Here is a 26,199-nt window from a genome sequence, read left to right as displayed (position 1 = left end):
GGGAAATGGAATGTCTAAAAAGAAAAACTACGTGACAATGGACGGAAATACGGCGGCTGCTTACGCGTCGTATGCTTTTACTGAAGTCGCCGGAATCTACCCGATTACGCCCTCATCCGGAATGGCGGACAGTGTGGACCAATGGTCCCAGCAGGGGCGAAAGAACATCTTCGGGCAGACCGTGAAAGTGATTGAAATGCAGTCCGAAGGGGGAGCTGCCGGCTTCGTTCACGGATCGCTTGCCACCGGTGCCCTGACCACCACCTATACGGCTTCCCAGGGCCTGCTTCTCATGATTCCCAACATGTACAAGATATCCGGTGAGCTTTTGCCCGCCGTTTTCCACGTGTCGGCCCGGGCCATCGCCGGCCACGCCCTCTCCATCTTCGGCGACCACAGCGATGTCATGGCCGCCAGGCAGACAGGTTTTGCCATCCTGGCCTCGCACGGCGTCCAGGCAGCCATGGATCTGGGCGTCATCGCCCACCTTTCTGCCATCAAAAGCCGGGTGCCCTTCCTGCACTTTTTCGACGGTTTCCGGACCTCGCATGAGATCCAGAAGATCGAGCAGCTGGACTATGAAGACCTGGCAGGGCTGGTCGACATGGAGGCCCTGGATGCTTTCAGGAAACGCGGTCTGACCCCCAACGATCCCTGCATCCGGGGCACGGCGCAGAATCCGGACATTTTCTTCCAGATGAAGGAGGCCCCCAACCAGTTTTACGATCAGGTTCCCCAGGTGGTCGAGCACTACATGGAGGAAATCAGCAAACTGACGGGCCGGACGTATAAACCTTTTGTCTACCACGGGGATCCGGAGGCGGAGGAGATCATCATCTGCATGGGGTCCGTCTATGACACCATCTGTGAAACGGCCGATTATCTGAACTGCCGCGGAAGAAAGACAGGCGTCATCCATGTTCATCTCTTCCGGCCCTTCAGCGCTGACAGGTTGCTGGAGGCCATCCCGCCGACCGTGAAGAAACTGGCGGTCCTGGACCGCTCCAAGGAGCCGGGGGCGCCCGGCGAGGCCCTCTATCTCGACGTGGTATCGGCCCTCTCCTGCGCCAACAGCCCCATCCTGGTCTCAGGCGGCCGCTACGGGCTGGGTTCCAAGGATACCGCGCCCTCACAGATCAAGGCCGTCTTTGACATGCTGGCGGAAGATGCGCCCAGGACGGAGTTCACCATCGGCATCGAGGACGATGTCACCCACCTTTCGCTGCCTGTCACCGAACCGCTGGAAGTTTCGCCCGAAGGAACCTTCGCGGCGCGTTTCTGGGGACTGGGCTCAGACGGGACCGTGGGGGCCAACCAGAACTCCATCAAGATCATCGGCGACAACACGCCCATGTACGCCCAGGCCTACTTCTCCTATGACTCAAAGAAGTCGGGGGGCGTGACTATCTCGGACCTCCGTTTCGGCAACTCTCCCATCCGGGCACCCTACCTGGTTGAAAATGCCGATTTTGTCGCCTGCCACAACCAGGCCTATATCGATAAATACGACATGCTGAAGGCGCTCAAAAAGGGCGGATCCTTCCTGCTCAATACAACACGGACAGAAGAGGAACTCGACGGCTTCCTCCCCGGTCATGTCAAGCGCTACCTGGCGCAAAATGACATCCGCTTCTACATCATCGATGCGGTCGCCATCGCACAGGAACTGGGCCTTGGGAGCCGGATCAACACCATCTGCCAGGCGGCCTTTTTCCAGATCAGCCAGGTCATCCCGGTCGAAGAAGCCGTCCGGCACATGAAGGAGGCCATTGTCCGGTCTTACGGCGACAAGGGCGAGGATGTGGTCAGGATGAACTACCAGGCCGTCGATGCCGGCATTGAACAGGTCCGGGAGGTCAAGGTTCCTGCCCATTGGCGCGACGCGGCGGATACCCCGGTCCGGTTCCGGGAGGCCCCTGCTTTCGTGCTCAATATTGCCGATGTCATGAACCGTCAGGAAGGCGACAGCCTGCCTGTCTCCGTCTTCATGGATCACGTGGACGGGACCATGCCTCAGGCGACCGCCCAATACGAGAAACGCGGAATTGCCATCAATGTGCCCCGCTGGATTCCTGAAAACTGCATTCAGTGCAATCAGTGCGCCTACGTTTGCCCCCACGCCGTCATCCGGCCCTTCCTGCTGACGGAAGAAGAGGAGGCCAAGGCGCCGGACACCTTTAAAACCGTCAAAGGCATGAAGCCTTACGACCAGTACGGCTTCAGGATTCAGATTTCCGCACTCGACTGCACCGGCTGCGGATCCTGTGCCCAGGTCTGCCCGGCCAAGGAAAAAGCCCTGGTCATGGAACCCCTGGAAGAGCACATGCTGGAAGCGGAACACTGGGAGTACGCACAGTCACTTTCCAGGAAGCCCAATCCCCTGAACAAGATGACCGTCAAGGGCAGCCAGTTTGAAAGGCCGCTTCTGGAGTTCTCCGGCGCCTGCGCCGGCTGCGGTGAGACGCCTTACGTCCGCCTGACAACCCAGCTCTTCGGCGACCGCATGATGATCGCCAACGCGACCGGCTGTTCCTCCATATGGGGAGGTTCCGCCCCCTCCATGCCCTACTGCGTCAATGACGAGGGCTTCGGGCCCTCCTGGGCCAACTCGCTTTTTGAGGACAATGCGGAATACGGTATGGGCATGCACCTGGGCGTCAAGCAGATCCGCGACCGGGTGACCGGCTACCTGGAGACTTTGCTGGGAAGCAAGGATCTCCCCGCGGGTTTGCGCCAGTCCCTGGAAGACTGGTTCGAGAATAAGGACGTCAAGGACGGGGCCCGGGGCATTGCTGCCAAGCTGATCTTCGCCCTGACTGAAGCCGAATTGTCCGGAAAAAGTGCAGCGCTTCGCGACCGGATCCTGGAGCTCAAGGACTATCTCATGCTGCGCTCCACCTGGATTATCGGGGGTGACGGCTGGGCCTACGACATCGGCTACGGCGGCCTGGATCATGTCCTGGCTTCCGGCGAGGATGTCAATGTCCTGGTTCTGGATACGGAAGTCTATTCCAATACGGGCGGGCAGGCTTCCAAGGCGACCCAGCTGGGCGCGGTCGCACAGTTCGCCGCGGGCGGCAAACCGCTCAAGAAAAAAGATCTGGGCATGATGGCCGTTGCCTACGGCTATGTCTATGTCGCCCAGATTGCCATGGGCGCCAGCCAGGCGCAGACCCTGCGGGCGCTCCGCGAAGCGGAGGCCTGGAATGGCCCCTCCCTGGTCATCGCCTACTCGCCCTGCATCAATCACGGGATCCGGGGCGGCCTGGCCCTGTCACAGCAACGGGAAAAGGACGCGGTCGAGACGGGATACTGGCATCTGTGGCGCTATAACCCGGCGCTCAGGGCCGAGGATCCGGTCAAGAATCCCTTCGTCCTGGACTCCAAGCCGCCGACCCGGGATTACAGAGAATTCCTGGAGCGGGAGGTCCGCTACACATCACTTTACAAAAAGTATTCTGAAGATAAGGTGAATGAGATCTTCGAGCGCGCCCGCCAGGCCGCGGATGAGCGCTACCAGGCCTATCTTCGCATGGCAGAGGCGGACTAGCTGTCCGTAATTCATGGCAAGTCGGGGGGGAACCTGCAGGTTCTCCCCCTGTCACTTGACCGGAGTCTGCTAAGATGAGAAGGCACGACGGTCGTAAGAGAGGGGTGCCTGCTTTGCGTATCAAGGAAGATCATTCGATCATGTTCAGCGACACGCCTGTCCCTGATTTATTCATTCATGACATGATGCCGAAATTGAGCGGCAACGCGGTCAAGTGCTATCTCTTTCTGAACAGCGTATCCGCCTACGGATCGCGTGATGCCACCCGGGCTGACATCGCCGACCGGCTGGGGATCTCGGAAGAGGCCGTTGATGAATCCCTGCTTGAACTCCAGCGCATGCATCTGATTATTGTCGGGGATACCGATATTTCAATCACCGATCTCAAGATGCTTGAATTGCAAAAAAGATACCGGCCCATCGCCTCCTCCCTGCCCAGTGAGATCACTGAACGTGAGAACCTGAACCAGGAGCGGGAACGGATGGTTAACCTGATCAAAATGACCTTTTTCCAGGGGATCATGACCTTTATGTGGTATGACCAGATTGACCGATGGTTTGAGGCCTATGGCTTTGAACCGGAAGTGGTCTACGCCCTCTTTCAGGAGGCCGCCAACAACAACAGGCTGGACGGTCCCGGCTATGCCAACCGGATCGCTGAGGACTGGGCGGCGGCAGGGGTCCGCACCTATGACCAGTTGTCTGTCTACTACGCCCGCTTTCTCGAGAAAAACAAGATCAAGGCCTACGTGGGCAAGAAGCTGCGCCGCCTCTTGACGGAATACGACCTGAAAGACATTGATATGTGGATCGATGAATTCGGCTATGACCGGGAGATCATTGACGAGGCGCTCTCGAAGACGCGGGGGGCATCCAAACCCAGTATCCGTTTTGTGACGGCCGTCCTGAAAGATTGGCATGAGTCCGGGCTGACCACCCTTGATGAAGTCAGAAAGCATGAGAAAGACCGGCAAAGCGATGCAGCGCGGGCCAGGAGCAAACAGGTACCGGTCAGGGATAACCGCGGCAATTTCAGGGAGGGCGAAGAACGCGCTTTGGGCAGCGAGGCGGGCTATGATACGCGGATGCCCCGCATCAACCCGGAGGAGCCGGAAGACGGATTGGAAGCATGAAAAGCCTGACCCAGAGAATCAACGATGACGTGATCCGTATCTATGAGCGGAGGCGCAATGAGGCTTTCAAGGTACGGGATGAGCGGGTGGAGCAGCTCTATGCCCGTTTTCCCCGGCTGGAGGAGCTTGACAGGCAGCTCAGGGAGGCCGGGCTGAATCAGCTCCTGGCTGTGGTGGGTCAGGAGCGGGGACCGGCCGGATCGGGAGCAGAGGCTTTTGCCCTCCTCGAAAAAGAGCGGCTTTCTTTTTTAAAGCGGCACAGCATTGCCGACGGTTACGATCAGCCGGCTTATGTCTGCCGTGCCTGCAATGATACCGGCCGGGCGGACGGGGACTGGTGCCGGTGCCGCAGGCAGATTATCCAGGAGATTCTGCCCGCCTATTTCCCCGATGTCATGGACGAAAGCCACACCTTCGCCAGCTTCAACCTCAACCTCTTCAGCAATGAGAAGCTCAAGTGCGGCGATACCCGGGTTTCGGCCCGGGAACAGATGGCGGATTACCTGCAGATGGCCCAGCTCTACACGGGTCATTTCAACCGCCTGCGTGACCGGAACCTGTTCTTCTCGGGAGCGCCGGGAACCGGCAAGACCTTCCTCATGCAGTGCATTGGCCACCGGCTGATGGATGAGGGCAAATCGGTTGTCTACATGACAGCCCCCAATCTTTTCGATTTGATCACCCGGCACAAAAGGCAAAAAGCCTCCTACCGGCCCGACCCTGAGCTCCTGGAAGAGACCTCCCTGCTTTTCAAGGCCCTCCAGACCTGGGAGCTTTTGCTGATTGATGACCTGGGAACGGAGCCGGTAACGCCCGACACCTATGCCCAGCTGATCCTCCTGCTTGACGCGCGCCAGCACCGCAAACTTGCCACCATCATCGCCTCCAACATCGAGGTGGCCGATTTTTCCCGCCTTTATGACCGCCGCATCGCCAGCCGTCTCAACGGCAACTTCCTCAAGTATGCCTTCATCGGCGATGATTTGCGGCTGCGGAAAAAACACCAGATACCTTAATGGAATCTTATGCGCACCGGAGTTGATCTCATTTCGGTCAAACGTTTCGAACGGGTCATGGCAAAGCATGGTAGCCGCTTTCTCGGCCGCATCTTCACGGAAGAGGAATTAGCTGTCTGTTGTGGTGACCCGCGGAGGCTGGCGGGCCGTTTTGCTGCCAAGGAAGCCGTCTCCAAGGCACTGGGAACCGGTATTGGCCGGGAAGGAGTCCGCTTTCGGGATATCGAGATCCGGAGCGGCAGGGACGGCGCACCGGAAGTAACCCTGCACAGCGCCGCCCGGGCGCTCTATCAAAAGAGGGGCGGCCGGTCGCTGTCACTCAGCATCTCACATGAAAATGAGTACGCCCTCGCCTTCTGTATCTTGGATACAGTTCCTGGCCTGAAAGGGGAGGCGGAAGATGACTGACGGGGAAAACAAGCGTGCCGGGCCGCCAAAGATTGAAATCAGGCGGGGCATCCCCCCGGATCAGGGGGCGTCGCAATCCCCCCTGGAGGAAAAAAAGAAAAGCCGGCAGGTTTTTCTCAGCAAAAGGAAACGGCGGATTCCTCCCTGGCTGATTGCCGGCCTGGTCTTTACCCTCATCATGGCAGGCCTGTTTTTTGTTGTCCCGCAAATCTCTGAAAAGACCTTCGACTTTGATGTCACGCCCCCGGCCCAGGAAACGCTGCCGCCAGGCTGGGACCAATACCTGCACGCCAGGGATACGGCCGTGGTAAGCGCATCCGCGGCGCCCGTCTTCTCTTTGCCGGACGTTGCCAGCCTGCGGGTGACCGAGGCCCTCCTCAACGAGCACGTGACCATGCTGGATACCCGGGACAGGGCTTTTATCCGGGTCCGCCTGGATGACGGAGTGGAGGGCTACATCAGGCGATCCCATCTTTCAGCTGATACCTGGTCCATCTCACCAGAGGGCAGTGTGGCCAGAGTCATGGTGCGCGTGCCTTTCAAGCGGGTCATGAGCCATGCCCGCTCGGGTTCGCTGCTGGTGGAGGCACCCATGGGGACCATCCTCTACGCCGATTACCGCAACGGCGACCTGCTCCGGGTCAAGCTGCCTGATCTGAAGACAGGCTGGATCAACACTTCGGGTGTCATGCTGGTCCCGCCTTTGTCGGCCCTGGTCCCGGAAGAAAATGTCCAGCAGCTCCTGGCGGCGACCATGATGACCTTTTACAACAGTCCTGTCATCCCCGGGGGCGTGACAGCGCGCGGCATCAGCCCCGAAGGCGCCATCCACGTAGCCGGTCTTTTGAATGGCCTGAATTTGTCCCGCGACCGCGGCACGCTCTTCGGGGAGGGCCTGCCGGTGGAGCTGGCGAAAACTGAGGAGGGGGAACCCGATTTGAAGTCCATGGAGGAAGGGGACGTGGTTTTCTTCCATTCAAAATCAGATCCGGATTCCCTGGTAACTGTGGGCATGAGGGTAGCGGATGATCAGCTGTTGATAGGACTTCCGGGCCGATCCACCCTGCGCCTGCTGGACATCGAATCGTCCGGCGCGCGGGAGCTTGTGAAGCGGATCAAGGGAGTCAGGCGCTATGCGCCTGAAAGCTGATCGGAGTCCCGCAAACTGTTGAATTTGTGACCGTTTAATGATTGACCGCCGTCGCTTATATGTGTACAATGCACTATGGTGTTCGTCCGGGGCGTTCCGAATGGTGTTGCATACCAGATAACAGTGCCTGTCCAAACGGTTCGTCTTGCAAGACGTTCATAACACAAATCGAAAATGTCGATCCTGTCCAAGGGGGGGAGAGACAGCGTCCTCATATTCATATGAGGACAGATCATTTTTTAAGGAGAAAAACATGAAAAAAATGCTTGTTTTCCTTCTGGTCGCCGTCCTGGCCATCTCTATGGCAGCCTGCGACAAGAAGCCTGTGGAGCCGGGTAAAACTGAGCCTGCGAAAACGGAAGCAACGGAGCCTGCCGGCAAAGTCTACAAGGTGGTCAATCTGGTCAACGGTAATCTGGGTGACAAGTCCTTCTTTGACTCGGCTGAAGCCGGCCTGAAGAAACTGGCCGACGCCGGCCGCATCACCTATGAAACCAAGGAGATGGGCGGCACGGATGCCGACCAGCCCAAATGGCAGCAGACAATCGCGGACGTGGCGGCCATGGGCACGTACGATCTTGTCATCTGCGGCACCTACCAGATGCCGGAGTACCTGAAAGAAGCGGCCGATGCCTATCCCGACCAGAAGTTTCTCATCTACGACGACACCACCCATGTCGGCGAGAACGATAATGTGGTCAACCTGAGCTATCGCCAGAACGACATGGGCTATCTGATCGGTGTTTTTGCCGCGGCCATGACCTCGCAGACCTCGGTTGAAAACATCAATCCTGAGAAGGTTGTCGGATTCATCGGCGGCATTGACAGCCCGGTCATTAACGACTTCCTTTTCGGCTTCCTGGAAGGCGCCAAGGCAACTGATCCGGAGGTTAAAGTCGACACCCGCTACGTCAACAGCTACGTTGACACAGCGACAGCCAAGGAGATGGGCCTTGCCATGATCAATGACAACAAGGCTGATATCATCTGGGGCGTCGCGGGTCTTTCAGGCAATGGCGGTGCGGAAGCTGCACTCGAGACGGGCAAGGCCTGGTTCATTGGCGTTGACTCCGACCAGGAGCTGACCCTGTCAGCCGAGCTTGCGGCAATCACCCTGACCTCCGGCCTCAAGAACGTTGGCGATTCCATCATCTGGATCTTCGACGAGTGGGATGCCGGCCGCACCTACTGGGGCAAGGAAGTAAACCTGGGCCTGGTTGAGGGCGGTGTTGGCTTTGTCTCTGACAAGAACTTCGTCAAATACGCGCCCCAGGAAGTCCAGGACAAGGTGTTCGCGGCCGAAAAGGCAGTGCGGGAAGGAACCATCAAGGTTTCCTCTGCCATTGGCGATGAATCCATGAGTGTTGTCAAGTTGCGCGACGAAATGCAGCCCTAGCGGGCACCATTGACGATAGCATTGGCAATCGGATCAGAACCGGAAGGGGGCCTGAAGGCAGGCCCCCTTTTGTCGATTTGCGTTCCGGAGGACGCATCTTGAGGGAGACAGGAGAAGCAAGCGAATGGATCAGGACCAACTCGTTGTCCGGATGAAGGGGATCACAAAAATATATCCCAACGGTATTGCCGCCAACCGGGAGGTTGATTTTTCAGTTAAGGCGGGTGAAATCCATGCCTTAATCGGTGAAAATGGGGCGGGCAAATCCACCCTGATGAAGATCCTTTTTGGCTTGGAGAAACCGACCGGCGGGGAGATTTTCGTCGGGGAGGAGCAGGTTCATTTTTCAAGCCCGACGGACGCCATCGGTATGGGCATCGGCATGGTTCATCAGCATTTTATGCTGGTTCCCAGCCTGACCGTGGCGGAAAACATCGTACTGGGCATGGAGCCAAAAAAAACCGGGTTTTTTATTGATTACAAACAGGCGGTTGCCCTGACGGTGGAAAACGCGAAAAAATACAATCTCCATGTGGAGCCGACTGCCCGCGTTGCCGATATCACAGCTGGCATGAAGCAAAAGGTTGAAATACTGAAAGCCTTGGTACGCGGCGCCCGCGTCCTCATTCTGGATGAGCCGACAGCTGTTTTGACGACACAGGAAACGGCCACTCTATTTGAAGAATTGAACCATTTGCGGGAGCAGGGCTTCACCATCATCTTCATATCGCACAAACTGAATGAAGTCAAAGAACTGACGGACCGTATCACCATCATGCGGGCTGGGAAATCGATGGGCGTCCACGAGACCGGTTCCATCAGTGAAAAAGAAATTTCCCGGCTCATGGTAGGGCGGGACGTCATCCTGCAGATGGACAAGGAGAAAGCGGAGCCTGGCGAATTGGTTTTGCATGTTGAGGGCCTCCACTACATCAATGAGTGGGGGAAAAACGCCCTCGATGGGGTAACTTTTTCAGTGCGCAGCGGTGAGATTGTGGGGATCGCGGGTGTTGAGGGCAACGGCCAACGGGAACTGGTCGATATTCTTTTTGGCCTGAGGCTGCCGGAAAAGGGGACGGTCACTGTCGGAGGTGAAAATCTGATAGGACAGCCCCAGGGTAGAATCCGTTCACTCGGCGTCTCCTATGTGCCGGAGGATCGGATGACCTTTGGTGTTGCCCAGTCGGCCAGCGTTGAGGAGAACGTAATCTCTGACCGGTTTCGCCAGAAGCGGTTCAACCGGGGACCTCTTTTTCGGGTGAAAGAGCTGAACAAGGAAAGCGACCGGCTGATCGCCGACTATTCAGTGCTTTGCAAAACCAGGAGCCAGGAAGTGGGCATGTTGTCCGGCGGTAACATCCAGAAGGTCGTCGTTGCCCGTGAATTTTCAAGCGATCCCATCCTGATCATTGCCGACCAGCCCACCCGGGGTATCGATGTGGGGGCCACCGAACTGATCCGCAAGAAACTGGTTGATCTTTCGAGGGCGGGCGCCGCAGTTCTGCTGGTATCCGCTGATCTGAACGAGGTCATGGAGCTGTCCGACAGCTTGATTGTTCTCTATGAGGGGAGGATTGCCGGCTATTTTGATGACGGCCAATGGGACGACCTCATGATGGGTGAATACATGCTCGGGCTGAAACGCCAAAGCCAGGAGGAGATCGGGAGGGCTTCCCATGCGTGACAAGCGAATGACACTGTTTAATGTGACACGAGGTGCGGCGGCCATCAGCATCGCGCTCCTGGTTGCCATGATTCTTATTTTAATAACGTCCAAGACACCTTTCACGGCCATGAGGTATCTTCTCATCGGACCACTAGTCAGCTTTAACGAAGGATCCGTCATTTTCAATATTCAGTATATTTACCAGGTCCTGGCCGCGACTATTCCCATCATTTTCACGGGACTTGCGGTCACGATTATGTTCTCAGCCAACCAGTTCAACCTGGCGGGTGAAGGCTGTGTGCTCGCTGGCGGCTTCATTGGCGGTATCCTGGGCGTTTACCTCAATATCAATTCAGGCTGGCACTGGGTCGTCAGCGTTCTGATCGCAACCATCGCTTGTGGCTTGATTATGCTGATTCCGGCCCTGCTCAAGGTCAAACTGGGAGCCAGTGAGATGGTGACCAGCCTGATGCTTAACTTTATTCTCCTCTATATCGTGCTGCACTACCTGAATTTCCATTTCGCCGACCGGACCAAGGGGGCGACCATGACCAAGGAATTCAAGCCCACAGCCGTCATTCCCTCCCTGGTACCCGGCAACAGCAAGCTTACGGTCGGATTCATCATTGCCCTTGTCGCTACCGTTCTGGTGACTTTTTTCCTCTACCGTACGCGGTGGGGTTACGCCATCCGTATGATCGGTATCAACGAGTCCTTTTCACTTTATTCAGGTATGAATGTGGGTGGAACCATTGTGCTGGCCCAGGTCATCGGCGGTTTATTGTCTGGCATGGGTGGCAGCCTTGAAGTCCTGGGCCGCTACACGACCTACTTGTGGCGCGATCTGCCCGGCTACGGTTGGGTGGGGATCACCATCGCCATCCTGGCCAAGAACAATCCCGCCTATGTGCCCCTGGCGGCTTTTTTCATCGCCTACCTGAATAAGGGCTGCCTGCTCATGTCCACCTACTGTGATGTCCCTGTCGAAATGATCGACATTATCCAAGCGGCCATTTTCCTTTTCTTTGCCGCCGAGCAGTTCCTGTCGGGTTACAGACAGAAAATCGTGGTCAAAACCACCCAGGAAGACTTGATGAGGCTTGACGCTTCGAAATATGCAGGCGGAGGCAAGAACCATGTTTGAGCAACTCTTCCAGGCGATTTTTAAGGCAGACTTTCTTTTTGCTATTCTCCGCATCACGGCTCCCATTCTCTTTGCGACCCTGGGAGCGGTGGTCGCTGAGAAGGCAGGTGTGGTCAACATTGGCCTTGAGGGCACGATGATGATCACGGCTCTTTTCGGTTTCCTCTTTGCCTACTGGACTCAAAACTGGCTGGTCGGAGTCCTGGGGGCAGTCATTGTGGGGATGCTTTTGGGACTCATGATGGGTTTTTTCGCCCTGAAATTGAAAACGGATATCATCCTGGTGGGTATCGCCGTCAATATGTTGGGTGCGGGGGGAACCATTTTCCTGCTCAACATGTTCACGGGCTTGCGGGGGAATACGGGAAATCTGGTTACTCCCAACATCCTGATCCCCACTGTTAAAATTCCCCTGATCGACAAGATTCCCGTTCTGGGTGAAGTCATATCGGGTCACGCGGTGCTCACCTACCTGGCCTTCTTCTTCGTTTTCCTGATCTGGCTCTTCCTCTACAAAACCCCGGTTGGCCTCAAGATCCGGGCAGTGGGGGAGAATCCGGATGCGGCATCAAGTGTCGGAGTCAGCGTCCTGAAGATCAAGTATGTTGCCATCGGCCTGTCGGGCGCTCTGGCGGGCTTTGGCGGGGCTTTCATGTCCATGTACTATTCGCAGGGCTGGAACTCGGGTTTTGTTGCGGGCCGCGGTTTCATCGCCCTGGCCGCCCAGGCCATGGGCCGGGGGGAGCCGGTTGGCGGTATGCTGTCCTCACTCCTTTTCGGCCTGGCCCAGGCGCTCAGGACCAAGGTCTCAGGGCTGCAGGGGGTTTCCAGCTACCTGGTCTCCCTGATTCCCTACGTAACCACCCTGCTGGGCCTGGTCATCTATTCCATCAGTCTCAAGCGCAAGGCCCGCAAGCACTCCATCAAGAGGGTCTGAAAAGGGGGCAGGCATGAAAAAGATACCTGTCATTTTGGATGGCGATCCCGGTCACGACGACGCCATCGCCTGGGTGCTGGCAGCAGCCAGGCCGGAACTCGATATCCTGGCGGTCACCACCTGCTGCGGCAACCAGACCCTGGAGAAAACGACCTACAATGCGGCCCGGATCATGACCCTGATCGGTTTGGACGCCCCGCTGGCTGCCGGCAGGGAGAAACCGCTCCTGGCGGAGGCCATCATCGCGCCGACGGTTCACGGGGTTACAGGCCTGGACGGACCTGTCCTGCCGGAGCCTGACCGCCAGCCGGTGGCCGAAGAGGCGGCTGAGCTGATGGGACGCCTGATCCGCGGCTGTGAAGAGCCGGTCGTCCTGATCCCCACGGGCCCCCTGACCAATATCGCGGCCCTCCTGCTGCTTGACCCGGAACTGAAAGCGAAAATCCGCCACATCTATCTGATGGGCGGCGGTATCGCCCACGGCAACTGGACGCCGGCCGCCGAGTTCAACATCCTGGTTGATCCCGAGGCAGCTGACCTGGTCTTCCGCTCGGGCATCCCCCTTACCATGGCGGGCCTGGATGTCACGGAGAAGGCCCTGGTCTTTCCGGGGGATTTTGAACGGATCCGGGCGGTGGGCAATGAAGTGGCCCGGGTGACGGCTGAATGGCTGGACTTTTTCTATGGCTTCCACCGGGGACTGGGCTATGCCGGCGCGCCCGTCCATGATGCCGTCGCGGTGACGGCCCTGGTCCGGCCGGATCTGCTTGTGACGCGGGACCTTTTCGTTGAGGTCGAGACCGGCGGCGACTACTGCCGAGGTGCCACGATCGGTGACTATTACGGGATTTCGGGGAAAGAGCCCAATGTGCGGTGCATCACGGACATTGACCGTCAGGGTTTCGTCGATCTCTTGGTCGATGCCGTGTCGCGCTACGGAAAGGGGGAAGGGGTATGAAGACTGAAATAGAGAAAAGAAAAATTCCGTCAAGAAAAACTCCTTTTCATGTCTCCCGCGATTCCTTTGAGGCAAACTGTTTTTCAGGCGGCGCCCGGACGCCGGTCTGGTTCGATTGTGACACGGGCGTGGACGACGCCAACGCCCTCCTCCTGCTCTGCCAGCTCCCCTGCTTTGACCTGGTCGGTGTTTCGACGGTGGCGGGCAATGTGGACCTGGAAAAGACTGCTTACAATACACGCTGTGTTCTGGAGCTTGCGGGATCGGATGTGCCCATATACAAGGGGGCGGCAAAGCCACTCTTCCGCGACCAGATTACGGCGCCCGAGGTGCACGGCAAGAACGGCCTGGGGGACGTCATTCTGCCGGAACCCTCCAAAGAGCTGGAAAAAGAAAAGGCCTGGGATGCGCTCTACCAGGCGGCAAGAGCCCAACCCGGCCGGCTGGTGCTGATCGCTGTCGGCCCTCTGACCAATATCGGGCTGGCCCTGGCCAAACATAAGGATCTGGCGCCGCTACTGGGGCGCGTGGTCATTATGGGAGGCGGGGCCCGGGGCGGCAACACGACCCCGGCAGCTGAATTCAATGTCCTGGCCGATCCCGAAGCAGCTGACATGCTCTTCAATGCCGGCATCCCGGTTGTCATGTGCGGCCTGGACATGACCCTTCAGGCCTATTTGACCCGGGAGGAGCTGGAGGAGCTGGGCCGGCTCGGATCTCCCCAGGCCAAATTCGCCCGCGACTGCCTGCAGAATACCCTTCGCTATTCACTTTCCCTCGGTCAGCCCGGCGTGGCTCTCCACGATCCGGCCGCGGTCCTTTGCGCCGCAGACGACTCCATCTTCGAGGCATATCCCGCCTGGATCCGGGTCGAGACCAAAGGCGGGGTGAGTTATGGCAAAACGGTGACCGACCTCTTCTCCGATAAAAAAATGGCCGAAAGACGCCACACCGTGGTCATCGGCGTCGACCGCGAAAAGTTCAAGGCCAGGTTCTTCTACCTGATGGGGCGCTATGGGAAATAGGGAACTGGACCTGCTTTACATCGACTGCTGCATCCGGGGCGGGGAGTCCCGGACCCGCAAGCTGGCGGAGGCTTTCCTGGATCAACTGGACAAAAGGGGCGGCTTTTCAGTTGAGCGGCTGGTTTTAACTGAAGAGCCGCTTATGCCCCTGGCAGGCGACTTCTTCCAGCAGCGCGAGCGCCTTTTGGAAGCAGGCCATCTCCATCATCCCCGCTTCCGCTACGCCCACCGCTTTGCCCGGGCGGACCGGATCGTAATCGCGGCCCCCTTCTGGGATCTGAGTGTTCCGGCCCTTCTGAAAATCTACATTGAAAATGTCAGCGTCCAGGGCATTACCTTTGAGATCGATCCTGACAATAACCTGCTTTACGGCATCTGCCGGGCCGGCAAGCTCCTCTTTTTGACCACCCGGGGCGGCGACTACCGGGATTCGCCCCTGGAGACGGGCCTGCCCATGATGCGGAACCTGGCCGGGTTTTTTGGGATTGCTGAATTTGATTACATCGCGGCCGACGGCCTGGACCTGCTCTTGGAACCGCCTGGGGAGATTCTTGCAAGGGCCATGGAGCAGGCGCGGCAACTGGCTGTCAGCTGGTAAGGAGGAAGAAACATGCACGCGCCGCAAACTTTTTATGTCACTCCCTCCTCAGACAGAAGCCGCTGGACGGCCTTTTGGCTCTGCCTCTTTCTCGGGCCCCTGGGCGCCCATCTCTTTTATGTCGGCAGAGTCGGCAGGGCGGTTCTCTACCTCTTCACTTTTGGCTTCTTCGGTATCGGCTGGTTCTTCGATCTCTACAAAATCTTCACGGGCTCTTTCCGCGACAATGTGGGTGTGCCGCTGCGGCGCTGACCGGTACGGCGTTTGACAGCGCTTACCGGCTGTGCTACTATACTTCTGCTTGTCAGACGCGCGGGTCTTTTTTTTTGCGCGGACAAGTGTTTTGACTGGATTGTTGGAGGTCCCGATATGGCTAAGCCAGGTGCGCGTGAACGGATTACGCTGGCGTGTTCGGAATGCAAACAGCGCAATTACGACACCAAAAAGAATAAGATGCATACACCGGACAAACTTGAGCTGAAAAAGTTCTGCCGGTTCTGCAACAAACACACGGTTCACCGCGAAACCAAGTAGTTGATGATTCACGGGAGTGAACGGAATGGCCAATAAGAAAACAAAGACTGCGGGCGCGCGTGGCAAAAAACCGGTGAAAAAGGATGGCAGGCTCTCGCTGGGCGGCCGTCTCAGGAAATGGTTTGTCAACATCATCACCGAGTTGAAGCGGGTGATCTGGCCCGACAGAAAAAAACTGAAACAAAGCACCCTGACAGTCCTGCTCATCATCGCGATTTCGGTCGTCATCATTCTTGTCTTTGACACCCTGATCACCTTTATCATGCGGACCACAGGCATCTATTCCACCAAGGAAAAGCCGGCCGAATCAGTGCCGCTGCCGACCGGGCAGGAAGAGACCTGGAACGGCCGTGAACTGCCTGCTGCCAGACTGGCGGCCCACGGTGTGCGGTTTGTTTTTGAGGGCTGAGGGATGAGCGAAGGCCCGGATAAAAATGAGGCGCTCTGGTACGTCATCCATACTTATTCCGGTTATGAAAACCGGGTCAAGGCGACCCTTGACCTGATCATCGAGAACCGGGGGCTCCAGGAGATGATCCAGGAGGTACTGGTACCGACTGAAACGGTGATTGAGATCAAGGACGGCAAAAGGCGCAATGTTGAGCGCAAGATCTATCCGGGCTACGTCCTGGTTAAAATGATTCTGACCGACGAGATCTGGTACATCGTCCGCAACACGCGGGGGGTGACGAGTTTTGTCGGCCCTTCCAGCACCAATCCGGTTCCGCTGACCGAGGACGAGCTTGGGCTCATGGGACTGGATTCGGATTGGGAACCGGTCATGGACTATGGCACCGGCGATGATGTCCGCGTCATCAGCGGTCCCCTGGAAGGCTTTGAAGGCAGAGTTGAAGAGATCAATCTGGAAAAGAAAAAAGTGACCGTGCTGGTTTCCATGTTCGGGCGCGAAACGCCGGTCGAGCTGGAACTGACCCAGGTCATGAAACAGGATTAGGCATCCGACAGGAAACTGTCATGCAAATAAAGATCGCAAGATCCGAATAATTTGGGAGGTGGCAAAATGGCCAAGCCAGTAACCGCATATGTGAAGTTACAGATTCCTGCGGGCCAGGCAACGCCGGCGCCGCCGGTTGGACCAGCTCTCGGACAGCACGGGCTTAATATCGCCCAGTTTGTCCGGGAATTTAATGAACGGACACAAAAGGACATGGGCCTGGTGATCCCCGTGGTCATCACGGTTTACCAGGACCGCACCTATTCGTTTATTACCAAAACTCCGCCGGCGTCCGTGCTCTTGAAAAAAGCTTGCAACCTGGACAAAGCTTCAGGAACACCAAACAGGGACAAGGTGGCGACCGTCACCTGGTCCGAATGCAAGCGCATCGCCGGGATCAAGCTGGATGACATCAATGCCGCAGACATTGAAGCCGGTGCCCGGATGGTCGCAGGGACAGCCCGCAGCATGGGCATCACAGTCGATTACGACAATTAGGGAGGGACCGGCATGAAACGTGGTAAACGCTATAAGGAAGCCGCCAAACTCGTCGATCCCAGCACGATTTACGAGCCGGAGGAAGCGCTGGATCTGGTGATCCAGGGCGCGACGGCCAAATTTGATGAAACCATCGAAATCCATTTGAAGATGGGAGTCGACTCACGGCGGGCCGACCAGCAAATCCGCGGGACGGTGATACTGCCCCACGGAACGGGCAAGACCATGCGGGTGGCCGTGTTCGCCAAAGGTCCGGCTGCAGAGGAAGCCAGGGAAGCGGGCGCCGATTTTGTCGGGGCCGAGGAACTGGCGGAAAAGATTCAAAAAGAAGGATGGCTGGACTTTGATGTGGCAATCGCCACCCCCGACATGATGGGTGTGGTCGGCCGTCTGGGGAAAGTGCTGGGCCCGCGCGGCCTCATGCCAAACCCCAAGTCCGGGACTGTCACCACGGATGTGGGCCGGGCAGTCACGGAGGCAAAGGCCGGAAGGATCGAGTACAGGCTGGAGAAGCAGAACATTATCCACTGTGCCATCGGCAAGGCCTCTTTCGGGCCGGAGAAACTGCTGGACAACTATGACGCCCTGCTGGACGCTGTCATACGGGCCAAGCCTGCTGCAGCAAAGGGTCAGTACATTCAGCGCTGTACCCTGACCAGTACCATGGGCCCCGGTGTCCGCACCAATCCCAGGCTCTCCAAGTGAGCTGCTGCCCGCCTTGGCGGGCGTGAAAAAAGAAATACCTACGACGCCGTAGAAAGCTGGAGTCCGACAGGACGTAAACAGGTTGCGCTGTCCCGCCGAGGCGGAAGGACGGACTTGATGGTGCGCCCCTTCGCCTTCCGCGGAGGGGTGTTTACATTCTAAAAGGAGGAAAGGTCACATGCCCAGTAAGAAAATACTGGAGATGAAGAAGAAACGGGTTGACGCCCTGGCCAAAGAGCTGGAAAAGGCCGAATCGATCGTCTTTGCCGACTACAAAGGCCTGACGGTTGAGCAGGATACCCAGATGCGGGCTGCCTTCCGGGAGCAGGACCTGACTTACAGGGTTGTCAAGAATTCGATCTCGTCGCGGGCTTTTGAAAAGCTCGGGATCAAGGGTCTCGACGACACCCTGATCGGGCCGACCGCTATTGCCTACAGCAATGAAGATGTGGTTCTGGCGCCCAGGCTGATACGGGAATTTTCCGAAAAATTCCGCAAGATGAGAATCAAGGGCGGCATCGTCGGCGGGGAAGTTCATCCCCTTGACTACATCATGGCGCTGTCGCGCGTCGAGTCCCGTGAGAATCTTTATGGAAAACTGCTCTTCATGATGCTCTACCCGCTGACTGCCTTTGCGCAGGTAACGGCGCAGATCGCCGAAAAGTCCGCGGAAGAGCCAGCCGGAACAGAAGATGAAGCAGCCGCCAAAGAGGCCGCGCTTGAAGAAACCGCAGAAGAAAACAAAGAAGAATAATCTGGAGGATGAAAATCATGAGTAAGGAAAAAATCGCCGACATCCTGGAGGCTGTGAAAAATCTGACTATTTTGGAACTCAACGACCTGGTCAAAGCCATGGAGGAAGAGTTCGGTGTCTCGGCCGCTGCCATGGCCGTTGCGGCACCTGCTGCCGGCAACAATGCCGGGGACGAAGAGGTTGAGAAGACCGAATTTGACGTCATCCTGAAGGGTGCGGGCCAGGCAAAACTGGCTGTCATCAAGGCGGTCAGGGAACTGACCGGTCTGGGCCTCAAGGAAGCCAAGGCGCTGGTTGACGAGGCTCCCAAGCCCGTCAAGGAGAAGGTCAGCAAAGAGGACGCCGAGGACGCCGCCAAAGTGCTTCGTGAAGCAGGCGCGGAAGTGGAAGTCGAGTAAGCGGAGTCATTAACAGGGGAAAACCGGGGGCGCCATCGGCATGACGGCGCCCCCGGCTTGTTTAGGGCCGGTGATTATGTTTGGCTGCCAGAGCCTCGTGTGAGGAGATGCCTGCGCTTCCTTCCCTGGGGGTCACCCGGTAATGGCTCTCAAATTCATGGACGAAACGGTTGAGGCGTTTCAGGATCTGTTTGCGGGCGATGATGCCCAGAAAAAGACCGTCATGATCAGTCACGCAGAGGTAGTTGGCGTTGACAAGCAGGTGCAGAATATCTTCCAGGGGCGAGTCGTCATAGACCACGAAAACGTTGCGCTCCATCACCTCCTTGACCTTGCGGAGATCCAGCTGCTCCCAGTGATAGTTGTCATCGCCCAGGATGCCTTTGAAGATGGCGGGCATGCTGATCACGCCGGCAAGGCGGGAAGATTCATCTAAAACGGGTACTGAAGTAAATCCGACACTGGAGAGAAGCAGCATGGCGTGCATGAGTGTGTTTTCCGTGCGGACCGTCGCGCAATGCTCCGCGTCGATCATCAGGGGGTCATCCCCCCGCATCAGAAAAGGGCCGATATGCTTTCCTATCATGAAAGTACCTCCCTGTTCTTGTTGAGTACAGATTACAACAAATCAGGCCTTTTTTCACAAACAAATTATGAACAATGACGGATGGGGAAAGAAGAAAGCTTCGTGCTATAGTGTATGCATTGAAAAGGACCCGGTGCCGATCAGGCCTTGTGGACTGACGGCACGGAAGGATTACCATGGAAGATCAAGAAGAAAAAAGAAACGGGGAAGAGGATCCCAAACAGCCGACCCCAAACCCCTGTGCGGCCTGTGATGAGGATCCGGCAGGCTGCAGCGGCTGCGGATCACATAGAAAACGGGTTGATACCTGGTGGTATATCATTGCGGTTCTGGCCGTCCTGCTGATCGCGGTCCTGATCGTCCGATTCAAATCGGGCTCGACCTGAGGCTTTCCCTGGTGACCGGTCGGGTCGCCGCTTGAAAGTTCCGCCAAAGGACCGGGCATGGATGCCCGGGCGGATGATTTTTCTTCGTGCCGTGAGATTGTGTTTGAAGATTGGCAGATCGGAAGCGCTTGCGGCCGGCTGAACGGAGGGGGCATTGACAGCACACGCAATTAAAGACAGGCGCATTCTCGATGGACCCGTAACACCGGTCCTTTTTTCCGTCGCCCTCCCCCTCATGATCAACAACTTGATCAACTCCCTCTACAACCTGGCCGACGGCCTTTGGGTGGCCCAGCTTTCCCTGGTTGAATTCGCAGCGACCAGCTTTGTCTGGCCGCCGCATTACCTCTTCGTCGCTCTGGGAATAGGGGTTGCCATTGCGGGAACCACCATCATCTCACAGCTGATCGGCAGCGGCGACAAGCCGCGGGCCGAATCCTACGCCTCGCACATCTTCTATTTCTGCCTGATCCTGGGAGCCTTCTTCTCTATAGCCGGCTACCTGCTGTCACCCTCCATCGTGAGCTGGATGGGTGGCAGGGGGGAACTGGGGCGCAACGCCTCCCTCTATCTGAGCATCCTGATGGCGGGTTTCATCTTCGAGATGCTTTACCTGACCTTCTTTGCCATCCTGGGCGCCCAGGGAAAGACCAAGGTGACCACTATCATCAGCGCCTGCGCGGCCGGCCTCAACGCCATCCTCGATCCCTTCTTTATTTTCGACCGCCTGCCTTTCCTGGGCATCCGCGGCCTGGGGATGGGTATCACGGGGGCTGCCCTTGCGACCGTGCTCTCCCAGGTGATCCGGGTTATTTTGGGTGCCTACGTCATATACTCGCCGGCCAATGAGATCCGCCTTCGCATCCGCAAGGTTCAGCTGACCTGGCTCCAATTCAAGGAACTGATACGGATGGGCTTTCCGACCGCCATGGGCCAGGCCAGCGCCGCGCTCGGCTTCACCCTGCTGAATGCCGAGATTGCGGCCTACGGAGACGCGACCATCGCGGCCTACGCCGCCGTCAACCGGATCGGCAGCTTTGTCATGCAGCCGACAGGCGGCATCGGGGGGTCTCTGACTGCCATCGTGGGCCAGAACATCGGGGCCGGCAAATTGGACCGGGTCAGGCAGTTCAACCGGGCGGCTTTCCGGGTCATCACCCTGATCGCGATCGGCGGCAGCCTGGTTCTCTGGTTCGTCCGCTTCCCGCTGCTCTCGCTTTTTATCACGGAGAAGGGGGCCCAGGCGGACCTGGTCTGGAAGCTGGCCATCGAATACACCCTCTTCAGTGTCTTCATGACGCCTGCCATGGGGTATTTCGACGCCTTCACCGGCATTTTCAGCGGTGCCGGCTATCCCAGGTACGCGGCCTACATGTCCATCCTGAGGCTCTGGGGCATCCGGCTTCCCATGATCTGGATCCTGCGCAGGTTTACGGATTTGGGCCCGCTTGGTGTCTGGATCTCGTTCCTGTCATCCAATATCCTTATCATCGTCTATGCCGTCATCCTTTATATGAGGGGTAAATGGATCGAGAGCCCCCGGGTTGACCATTAGGAAGGAGTGATCCGTGGCTGTAAGTACCGTCTTCCTGGCAGCCGTCCTGCCCCGGGGGCTCGTCATTGCCCTCTACCTCATGCTGGCCCTGGGGCTGGCCTTTGCAGCCTTCGTCATCCAGCTGGGCTGGGCACTTTTCCGCTATGCCAGCCGGCGGGCGGACAGCCGGGATTTTACCCCGCCCGCGGACATTCCGCCGGAAACCCTGGAATGGTACAAGACGGCTGCCCTGGCCAGGGAGCGGCTCCTCCTGCGGCCTCACCAGGATTGGGAGATGGTCCGTGATGGCCTGGTCCTGCGCGGCATCTACTTCCCCGCCCGGGAGGGGGCATCCGGTTCTCCGGCCGGGAAAGGCTGTGCCCTCCTGGTGCACGGCTGGCGCGATGTCCGCCTGTCGCGTGCCCCGGATGTCCAGATGTATCTGGAGCAAGGCTATGATGTCTTCCTGCCCTTCCTGCGCGGCCATGAGCCCAGCGGCGGCAAGCGGATTGACATCGGCTGCAAGCACAGCAGGGACCTTTTCGCCTGGATGGAGGAGATCAGGAAACGGTCAGGAGACAAGACACCCTCCTTCTTTGTCCTGGACGGTTTGTCCATGGGCGCGGCCAATGTCCTGACGGCCTCAGGTGACCCTGACCTGCCGGGGGATGTGGCCGCCGTCATCGCCGACTGCGGTTATACTTCCCTCAAGGCCCAGGGCCAATGGATGATCCGGGGCATGAAGCCCCTGCTCCGCTGCCCGGCTTTCTTTTTTGCCACCGTCTTCTTCTTTCTGTTCATGGGTTACAGCAGGAAGGATCCGACCCCCCTGACCGGGGTCGCCCGGGCCCGGGTCCCGGTCATGATTATCCACGGCAGCAAGGATGTTTTCGTCCCGGCCTTCATGGCGGAGGAGCTCTGGCAGGCCTGTCATTCGGAACTCAAGGAACTCTGGTACGTAGAGGGTGCCGGGCATGCCATGTCACAGGCGCTGGCAGGGGACAGCTACCGTGAGCGGAAGCGGGCCTTCATCGAAAAAGCTCTGGAGCGATTTCAGCCGGATTCCTGATTTTGGCGGTGGCGGGCATAATAGTGGAGGAGCTGCCTTTGGTCCTCGAATTCGAGTTCCCGTTCACCGGCCCTGTTTTCCAGATGGTGGGTCAGCTCGTGCTTGAGGACCTGTTCAAGTTCCCGGTGAAAGTCCCGGTCGGAGACGTGTCCGAAGACCCGCCTCATGGAACCGTAGTAGATAACAATGTAGCGGCCGAAGATCCGGTCCGCGTAGTACTCGCCCAGGATATAAAGATCGTCGGCCCGCCTGGCCGGGTGAAGCTTGACCTCCTCCTTGAGGAGGACGCCGCCGTTGAGCTCAATAAAGATCTCAGGAGGGAGGGCCTCCACCATGTCGGCAAGTGCCAGTTCGGTCTCTTCCAGTGTCAGCATGTTTCCACCTTAGCACAAGAGGCAAGGGCTGTCCGGCCCGCCGAATATTCCCGTTTATATAACAATAATGCTATACTGACCAGGTCTTTTTGTATTTGACGCCCCCTGGCGCAAGTGATAGCTTTGAACAAGAAGATCCAGGCCCTGAAACCGGCCTTCACCCGAAGTTAAAGAGTTGTTTCGTCTTTCAGTTTTTTTGATCAAAGGAGGCCTCCATGAATTGGCAGAGCAGACGGGAGACCAAAGAGGCGCGCCTGGCGGGCGCGGCCCCCTACGCGGATGGCAAGCAGATTGATGCGGCCGCCATTGACAGGGCCCTTGAAGCGGCCCTTCGGCCCGGCGACCGGGTCATCATCGAGGGGGACAATCAAAAACAGGCCACCTTCCTGGCCAAGGCCCTGACCCGGGTCGACCCCGGCAAGGTGCACGATCTGACCATGATTATTTCCTCCGTCTCCCTTGACGAGCATCTTGACGTGTTTGACAAGGGGATTGCCAGCGAAATCAATTTCGCCTACGCGGGGGTTCAAAGTGTCCGCCTGGCGGACATGCTGGCCGAAAACAAGCTCCGGGTCGGCGCCATCCATACCTACATGGAACTCTATTCCCGCCTTTTTGTGGATCTCAAGCCCGATGTCTGCCTGATCGCGGCCCTCAAGGCCGATCCCGACGGCAACCTTTACACGGGATACAGCACGGAGGACACGCCTATCCTGGCCGAAGCGGCGGCCTTCCAGCAGGGGCTGGTGATCGCCCAGGCCAATGAGATGGTTGGCCGGGGCGAGCTGCCCCGGGTCGACATACCGGGCGACTGGGTGGATTTTGTGGTGGAGCCCGACCAGCCCTTCCAGGTGGAACCCCTTTTCACCCGGGATCCCCGAAAGATCCGCGGCCAGCATATCCTCATGGCCATGATGACCATCAAGGGCATCTACGCCAAACACGGCGTCCTCTCCCTCAACCACGGCATCGGATACAACGGCGCGGCCATCGAGCTGCTCCTGCCGACCTACGGGGAGGAACTGGGGCTCAAGGGCAAAATCTGCAGGTACTGGGCCCTGAATCCGCATCCCACCATGATTCCCGCCATCGAGCGCGGCTGGGTGGAGACCATGTTCACCTTCGGAGGCGAGCTGGGCATGGATCGCTACACCCGGGCCAGAAGCAATCTATTCCCCATCGGCCCCGACGGTACCATGCGCTCCAACCGGGCACTGGCCCAGCTGGCCGGACTTTACGGGATTGATCTCTTCCTGGGTGCCACCTTGCAGATGGACTATCTGGCCAACTCATCCACAGTGACAAGCGGCCGCCTGACCGGGTTCGGGGGCGCGCCCAACATGGGGCACGATACCCGGGGCAGGCGCCACGCCACACCGGCCTGGCTGGACATGATGCCTGACCGGGGCGCCTCCTATATCGGAGGCAAAAAACTGGTGGTCCAAATGCTGGCCAGCCAGGGCAGGTTCGGCGCCAATTTTGTACCCGAGCTGGATGCCGTCCGGATTGGCCGGGAGGCGGGCCTGCCCACAACGCCCGTCATGATCTACGGGGAGGATGTGACCCATGTGGTGACCGAGCAGGGCATTGCCTACCTCTACCTGGCACAAAGCCTGAAGGAGAAAACACAGCTGCTGGCGGCCGTCACCCAGGGCATCCCCCTGGGGGACCAGGTCAAGACACCGGCCATCGAAGCCTTCCGCAAGGCCGGCAAGGTGGCCCTGCCGGAGGATCTGGGCATCGATCCTGCCAGGGCGGACCAGAGTCTCTTGGCGGCCCGGTCCCTGGAGGAGCTGGTTGACTGGTCAGGGGGACTTTATGAGATTCCGGAAAAATTCCGCAAGTAAGGGGCAGGGGGGGTAATCATTGCTTATGGATCAGGCAGATCAATTGAAGGAAATCAAGGAGGCGCTCCGGGCTGGGGGCGGCACTGAAGCGGGCCGGCGCCAGCACGCCCGCGGCAAGATGACGGCCCGCGAACGTATCGAAAAATTGCTGGATGACAAGAGTTTTGTTGAGACGGGCCTCCTGGTCAAGCACCGGGCCAGCCAGTTCGGCATGGATGAAAAGGAAGCCCCCGGCGACGGGGTGCTGACCGGCTACGGGACCATTGACGGCCGCCTGGTCTGTGTGGCTGCCCAGGACTTCACCGTTATGGGCGGGTCGCTGGGTGAGATGCATGCCGACAAGATTGTCCGCACCCAGGAACTGGCCATGAAGATCGGGGCGCCCATGATCGCCATCAACGACTCGGGGGGTGCCCGCATCCAGGAAGGGGTCGATTCCCTGGCAGGCTACGGCCGGATCTTTTTCAACAACACCCGGGCGTCGGGGGTCATCCCCCAGCTTTCCGTCATCATGGGGCCCTGTGCCGGCGGGGCCGTTTACTCGCCCGCCCTGACCGATTTTGTCTTCATGGTCGAGGGGACCAGCGAGATGTTCATCACAGGCCCCCAGGTGATCAAGGCGGTGACAGGTGAAGAGGTATCGGCCCAGGCACTGGGAGGTGCCCTGACACACAACAGCATCAGCGGCGTCGCCCATTTCCGGGCGGCGGATGAGGAGGAATGCCTCCTGCAGATCCGCAGGCTCTTAAGTTTCCTGCCGCAGAACAATGCCGAAAAACCGCAGGTCTTTGACTGTGACCAGGATCCCAACCGGCTGGTGGAGTCGCTCAGGCACCTGGTCCCGGAGGATCCCCGCCTGGCCTACGAGATGAAAGAACTGATCACGGCGGTCGCGGACCAGGGCGATTTCTTTGAAGTCCAGGCCGACTATGCCCGCAACATTATTACCGGCTTCCTGCGCCTGGACGGGCAGAGCATCGGGGTCATCGCCAGCCAGCCGCGCGTTATGGCAGGCTGCCTGGATATTGATGCCTCCGACAAGGCCTCCCGCTTCGTCCGGACCTGTGATGCCTTCAATATTCCGCTGCTGACCCTGGTCGACGTGCCGGGCTTTCTGCCCGGTACCCAGCAGGAATACGGCGGCATCATCCGCCACGGGGCCAAGCTGCTTTACGCCTACAGCGAGGCCACGGTTCCCAAGGTGACCCTGATCGTGCGCAAGGCCTACGGCGGCGCTTACATCGGCATGTGTTCCAGGCACCTGGGGGCCGACCTGGTGCTGGCCTGGCCCCAGGCCGAGATCGCCGTCATGGGGGCCGAGGGCGCTGCCAACATCATCTTTTCGCGGGAAATCCGCCAGGCGGAGGATCCCGACGCCAAACGCCGGGAAAAGATTGAGGAATACACCGGGGCCATGATGAATCCCTACCTGGCCGCGGCCCGCGGCTATCTGGATGATGTCATCCTGCCGGAGGAGACGCGGCAGCGTCTGATTTCTTCTTTTTCGGCCCTGGCAGGCAAGCGCAGCCAAGCCATCCCGAAAAAACACGGCAACATCCCCCTTTGAGGAGCGCAGCC

27 protein-coding genes are annotated in these 26,199 nt (G+C 58.3%); 25 read left to right on the top strand and 2 right to left on the bottom strand.

What is annotated here, in order from left to right:
- The first annotated feature begins 10 nt into the window (after positions 1-10).
- From nifJ to rplL, 20 genes are all read left to right on the top strand, one after another.
- A complete protein-coding gene (nifJ, locus tag GX839_00780; GenBank protein NLB04008.1) occupies positions 11-3,550 on the top strand; it encodes a pyruvate:ferredoxin (flavodoxin) oxidoreductase in 3,540 nt (1,179 codons plus the stop codon).
- Between the two features lie 74 nt (positions 3,551-3,624).
- Positions 3,625-4,683: a DnaD domain protein gene (locus GX839_00775; GenBank protein NLB04007.1), complete on the top strand. Its 1,059-nt coding sequence runs from the start codon at positions 3,625-3,627 to the stop codon at positions 4,681-4,683.
- Positions 4,680-5,699: an ATP-binding protein gene (locus GX839_00770; protein NLB04006.1), complete on the top strand. Its 1,020-nt coding sequence runs from the start codon at positions 4,680-4,682 to the stop codon at positions 5,697-5,699. Before GX839_00775 ends, GX839_00770 begins: the two co-directional genes overlap by 4 nt.
- 9 nt (positions 5,700-5,708) lie before the next feature.
- A complete protein-coding gene (gene acpS, locus GX839_00765; GenBank protein NLB04005.1) occupies positions 5,709-6,107 on the top strand; it encodes a holo-ACP synthase in 399 nt (132 codons plus the stop codon).
- Complete coding sequence (locus tag GX839_00760) at positions 6,100-7,257, top strand: SH3 domain-containing protein (protein NLB04004.1); 1,158 nt, start codon at positions 6,100-6,102, stop codon at positions 7,255-7,257. Before acpS ends, GX839_00760 begins: the two co-directional genes overlap by 8 nt.
- A 253-nt stretch (positions 7,258-7,510) precedes the next feature.
- Positions 7,511-8,653 (top strand): BMP family ABC transporter substrate-binding protein, encoded by a 1,143-nt coding sequence (locus GX839_00755; protein ID NLB04003.1) that lies wholly within the window; start codon positions 7,511-7,513, stop codon positions 8,651-8,653.
- 124 nt (positions 8,654-8,777) lie between these two features.
- Positions 8,778-10,337, top strand: a complete 1,560-nt coding sequence (locus GX839_00750; GenBank protein ID NLB04002.1) for an ABC transporter ATP-binding protein — start codon at positions 8,778-8,780, stop codon at positions 10,335-10,337.
- Positions 10,330-11,463: an ABC transporter permease gene (locus GX839_00745; GenBank protein ID NLB04001.1), complete on the top strand. Its 1,134-nt coding sequence runs from the start codon at positions 10,330-10,332 to the stop codon at positions 11,461-11,463. Before GX839_00750 ends, GX839_00745 begins: the two co-directional genes overlap by 8 nt.
- Entirely contained in the window at positions 11,456-12,400 is a 945-nt protein-coding gene (locus tag GX839_00740) for an ABC transporter permease (protein NLB04000.1), read from the top strand. Before GX839_00745 ends, GX839_00740 begins: the two co-directional genes overlap by 8 nt.
- Positions 12,401-12,413: 13 nt before the next feature.
- Positions 12,414-13,358: a pyrimidine-specific ribonucleoside hydrolase RihA gene (locus GX839_00735; GenBank protein ID NLB03999.1), complete on the top strand. Its 945-nt coding sequence runs from the start codon at positions 12,414-12,416 to the stop codon at positions 13,356-13,358.
- The gene (locus GX839_00730; GenBank protein NLB03998.1) at positions 13,355-14,383 is read left to right on the top strand and encodes a nucleoside hydrolase; all 1,029 of its coding nucleotides are present in this window, start codon (positions 13,355-13,357) and stop codon (positions 14,381-14,383) included. Before GX839_00735 ends, GX839_00730 begins: the two co-directional genes overlap by 4 nt.
- On the top strand, positions 14,373-14,981 hold the full coding sequence (locus GX839_00725) for a flavodoxin (GenBank protein NLB03997.1): 609 nt from the start codon (positions 14,373-14,375) through the stop codon (positions 14,979-14,981). The genes GX839_00730 and GX839_00725 overlap by 11 nt, the downstream gene beginning before the upstream one ends.
- A gap of 12 nt (positions 14,982-14,993) precedes the next feature.
- Entirely contained in the window at positions 14,994-15,233 is a 240-nt protein-coding gene (locus tag GX839_00720; protein ID NLB03996.1) for a TM2 domain-containing protein, read from the top strand.
- A gap of 117 nt (positions 15,234-15,350) precedes the next feature.
- Positions 15,351-15,515, top strand: coding sequence for a 50S ribosomal protein L33 (rpmG, locus tag GX839_00715; GenBank protein NLB03995.1), 165 nt, complete (start codon positions 15,351-15,353; stop codon positions 15,513-15,515).
- 25 nt (positions 15,516-15,540) lie between these two features.
- Positions 15,541-15,924, top strand: a complete 384-nt coding sequence (gene secE, locus GX839_00710) for a preprotein translocase subunit SecE (GenBank protein NLB03994.1) — start codon at positions 15,541-15,543, stop codon at positions 15,922-15,924.
- Between the two features lie 3 nt (positions 15,925-15,927).
- The gene (gene nusG / locus GX839_00705) at positions 15,928-16,470 is read left to right on the top strand and encodes a transcription termination/antitermination factor NusG (protein ID NLB03993.1); all 543 of its coding nucleotides are present in this window, start codon (positions 15,928-15,930) and stop codon (positions 16,468-16,470) included.
- Between the two features lie 66 nt (positions 16,471-16,536).
- A complete protein-coding gene (gene rplK, locus GX839_00700; protein ID NLB03992.1) occupies positions 16,537-16,968 on the top strand; it encodes a 50S ribosomal protein L11 in 432 nt (143 codons plus the stop codon).
- Positions 16,969-16,980: 12 nt separating this feature from the next.
- On the top strand, positions 16,981-17,673 hold the full coding sequence (gene rplA / locus GX839_00695) for a 50S ribosomal protein L1 (protein ID NLB03991.1): 693 nt from the start codon (positions 16,981-16,983) through the stop codon (positions 17,671-17,673).
- A gap of 178 nt (positions 17,674-17,851) precedes the next feature.
- Complete coding sequence (locus GX839_00690) at positions 17,852-18,427, top strand: 50S ribosomal protein L10 (GenBank protein ID NLB03990.1); 576 nt, start codon at positions 17,852-17,854, stop codon at positions 18,425-18,427.
- Positions 18,428-18,444: 17 nt separating this feature from the next.
- Positions 18,445-18,825 (top strand): 50S ribosomal protein L7/L12, encoded by a 381-nt coding sequence (gene rplL / locus GX839_00685; GenBank protein ID NLB03989.1) that lies wholly within the window; start codon positions 18,445-18,447, stop codon positions 18,823-18,825.
- A 61-nt stretch (positions 18,826-18,886) separates the two neighbouring features.
- Here the strand turns inward: rplL and GX839_00680 are convergent, their stop codons facing one another.
- Positions 18,887-19,411, bottom strand: a complete 525-nt coding sequence (locus GX839_00680) for a CBS domain-containing protein (GenBank protein ID NLB03988.1) — start codon at positions 19,409-19,411, stop codon at positions 18,887-18,889.
- A 176-nt stretch (positions 19,412-19,587) separates the two neighbouring features.
- Between GX839_00680 and GX839_00675 the strand changes: the two genes are divergently transcribed.
- The 3 genes from GX839_00675 to GX839_00665 all read left to right on the top strand — a co-directional run bounded on the left by GX839_00675 (position 19,588) and on the right by GX839_00665 (position 22,400).
- On the top strand, positions 19,588-19,797 hold the full coding sequence (locus tag GX839_00675; protein ID NLB03987.1) for a hypothetical protein: 210 nt from the start codon (positions 19,588-19,590) through the stop codon (positions 19,795-19,797).
- 154 nt (positions 19,798-19,951) lie between these two features.
- On the top strand, positions 19,952-21,352 hold the full coding sequence (locus GX839_00670; GenBank protein NLB03986.1) for an MATE family efflux transporter: 1,401 nt from the start codon (positions 19,952-19,954) through the stop codon (positions 21,350-21,352).
- 13 nt (positions 21,353-21,365) lie between these two features.
- Positions 21,366-22,400: an alpha/beta hydrolase gene (locus GX839_00665; protein NLB03985.1), complete on the top strand. Its 1,035-nt coding sequence runs from the start codon at positions 21,366-21,368 to the stop codon at positions 22,398-22,400.
- Here the strand turns inward: GX839_00665 and GX839_00660 are convergent.
- Positions 22,385-22,774: a hypothetical protein gene (locus GX839_00660; GenBank protein NLB03984.1), complete on the bottom strand. Its 390-nt coding sequence runs from the start codon at positions 22,772-22,774 to the stop codon at positions 22,385-22,387. The genes GX839_00665 and GX839_00660 overlap by 16 nt on opposite strands.
- 215 nt (positions 22,775-22,989) lie before the next feature.
- Here GX839_00660 and mdcA point away from each other — a divergent pair, with 215 nt between their 5' ends.
- Positions 22,990-24,621, top strand: coding sequence for a malonate decarboxylase subunit alpha (gene mdcA / locus GX839_00655; protein ID NLB03983.1), 1,632 nt, complete (start codon positions 22,990-22,992; stop codon positions 24,619-24,621).
- Between the two features lie 25 nt (positions 24,622-24,646).
- Complete coding sequence (locus tag GX839_00650) at positions 24,647-26,188, top strand: methylmalonyl-CoA carboxyltransferase (protein ID NLB03982.1); 1,542 nt, start codon at positions 24,647-24,649, stop codon at positions 26,186-26,188.
- Positions 26,189-26,199: the final 11 nt, after the last annotated feature.

It is taken from the genome of Fastidiosipila sp. (assembly GCA_012511175.1).
Lineage (GTDB): Bacteria > Bacillota > Clostridia > Saccharofermentanales > DTU023 > UBA4923.
This window is presented reverse-complemented; position numbering and strand designations above follow the sequence as displayed.

What these genes read in the sequence shown, in the direction of transcription:
- rplA (NLB03991.1), top strand. Translation starts at nt 16,981, where the DNA reads ATGAAACGTGGTAAACGCTATAAGGAAGCCGCCAAACTCGTCGATCCC.
- GX839_00735 (NLB03999.1), top strand. Translation starts at nt 12,414, where the DNA reads ATGAAAAAGATACCTGTCATTTTGGATGGCGATCCCGGTCACGACGAC.
- nusG (NLB03993.1), top strand. Translation starts at nt 15,928, where the DNA reads ATGAGCGAAGGCCCGGATAAAAATGAGGCGCTCTGGTACGTCATCCAT.
- rpmG (NLB03995.1), top strand. Translation starts at nt 15,351, where the DNA reads ATGGCTAAGCCAGGTGCGCGTGAACGGATTACGCTGGCGTGTTCGGAA.
- GX839_00760 (NLB04004.1), top strand. Translation starts at nt 6,100, where the DNA reads ATGACTGACGGGGAAAACAAGCGTGCCGGGCCGCCAAAGATTGAAATC.
- GX839_00675 (NLB03987.1), top strand. Translation starts at nt 19,588, where the DNA reads ATGGAAGATCAAGAAGAAAAAAGAAACGGGGAAGAGGATCCCAAACAG.
- GX839_00725 (NLB03997.1), top strand. Translation starts at nt 14,373, where the DNA reads ATGGGAAATAGGGAACTGGACCTGCTTTACATCGACTGCTGCATCCGG.
- GX839_00750 (NLB04002.1), top strand. Translation starts at nt 8,778, where the DNA reads ATGGATCAGGACCAACTCGTTGTCCGGATGAAGGGGATCACAAAAATA.
- GX839_00745 (NLB04001.1), top strand. Translation starts at nt 10,330, where the DNA reads ATGCGTGACAAGCGAATGACACTGTTTAATGTGACACGAGGTGCGGCG.
- secE (NLB03994.1), top strand. Translation starts at nt 15,541, where the DNA reads ATGGCCAATAAGAAAACAAAGACTGCGGGCGCGCGTGGCAAAAAACCG.
- GX839_00730 (NLB03998.1), top strand. Translation starts at nt 13,355, where the DNA reads ATGAAGACTGAAATAGAGAAAAGAAAAATTCCGTCAAGAAAAACTCCT.
- GX839_00660 (NLB03984.1), bottom strand. Translation starts at nt 22,774, where the DNA reads ATGCTGACACTGGAAGAGACCGAACTGGCACTTGCCGACATGGTGGAG.
- rplK (NLB03992.1), top strand. Translation starts at nt 16,537, where the DNA reads ATGGCCAAGCCAGTAACCGCATATGTGAAGTTACAGATTCCTGCGGGC.
- GX839_00770 (NLB04006.1), top strand. Translation starts at nt 4,680, where the DNA reads ATGAAAAGCCTGACCCAGAGAATCAACGATGACGTGATCCGTATCTAT.
- acpS (NLB04005.1), top strand. Translation starts at nt 5,709, where the DNA reads ATGCGCACCGGAGTTGATCTCATTTCGGTCAAACGTTTCGAACGGGTC.
- GX839_00680 (NLB03988.1), bottom strand. Translation starts at nt 19,411, where the DNA reads ATGATAGGAAAGCATATCGGCCCTTTTCTGATGCGGGGGGATGACCCC.
- GX839_00720 (NLB03996.1), top strand. Translation starts at nt 14,994, where the DNA reads ATGCACGCGCCGCAAACTTTTTATGTCACTCCCTCCTCAGACAGAAGC.
- nifJ (NLB04008.1), top strand. Translation starts at nt 11, where the DNA reads ATGTCTAAAAAGAAAAACTACGTGACAATGGACGGAAATACGGCGGCT.
- GX839_00755 (NLB04003.1), top strand. Translation starts at nt 7,511, where the DNA reads ATGAAAAAAATGCTTGTTTTCCTTCTGGTCGCCGTCCTGGCCATCTCT.
- mdcA (NLB03983.1), top strand. Translation starts at nt 22,990, where the DNA reads ATGAATTGGCAGAGCAGACGGGAGACCAAAGAGGCGCGCCTGGCGGGC.
- GX839_00775 (NLB04007.1), top strand. Translation starts at nt 3,625, where the DNA reads ATGAGAAGGCACGACGGTCGTAAGAGAGGGGTGCCTGCTTTGCGTATC.
- GX839_00690 (NLB03990.1), top strand. Translation starts at nt 17,852, where the DNA reads ATGCCCAGTAAGAAAATACTGGAGATGAAGAAGAAACGGGTTGACGCC.
- rplL (NLB03989.1), top strand. Translation starts at nt 18,445, where the DNA reads ATGAGTAAGGAAAAAATCGCCGACATCCTGGAGGCTGTGAAAAATCTG.
- GX839_00650 (NLB03982.1), top strand. Translation starts at nt 24,647, where the DNA reads ATGGATCAGGCAGATCAATTGAAGGAAATCAAGGAGGCGCTCCGGGCT.
- GX839_00740 (NLB04000.1), top strand. Translation starts at nt 11,456, where the DNA reads ATGTTTGAGCAACTCTTCCAGGCGATTTTTAAGGCAGACTTTCTTTTT.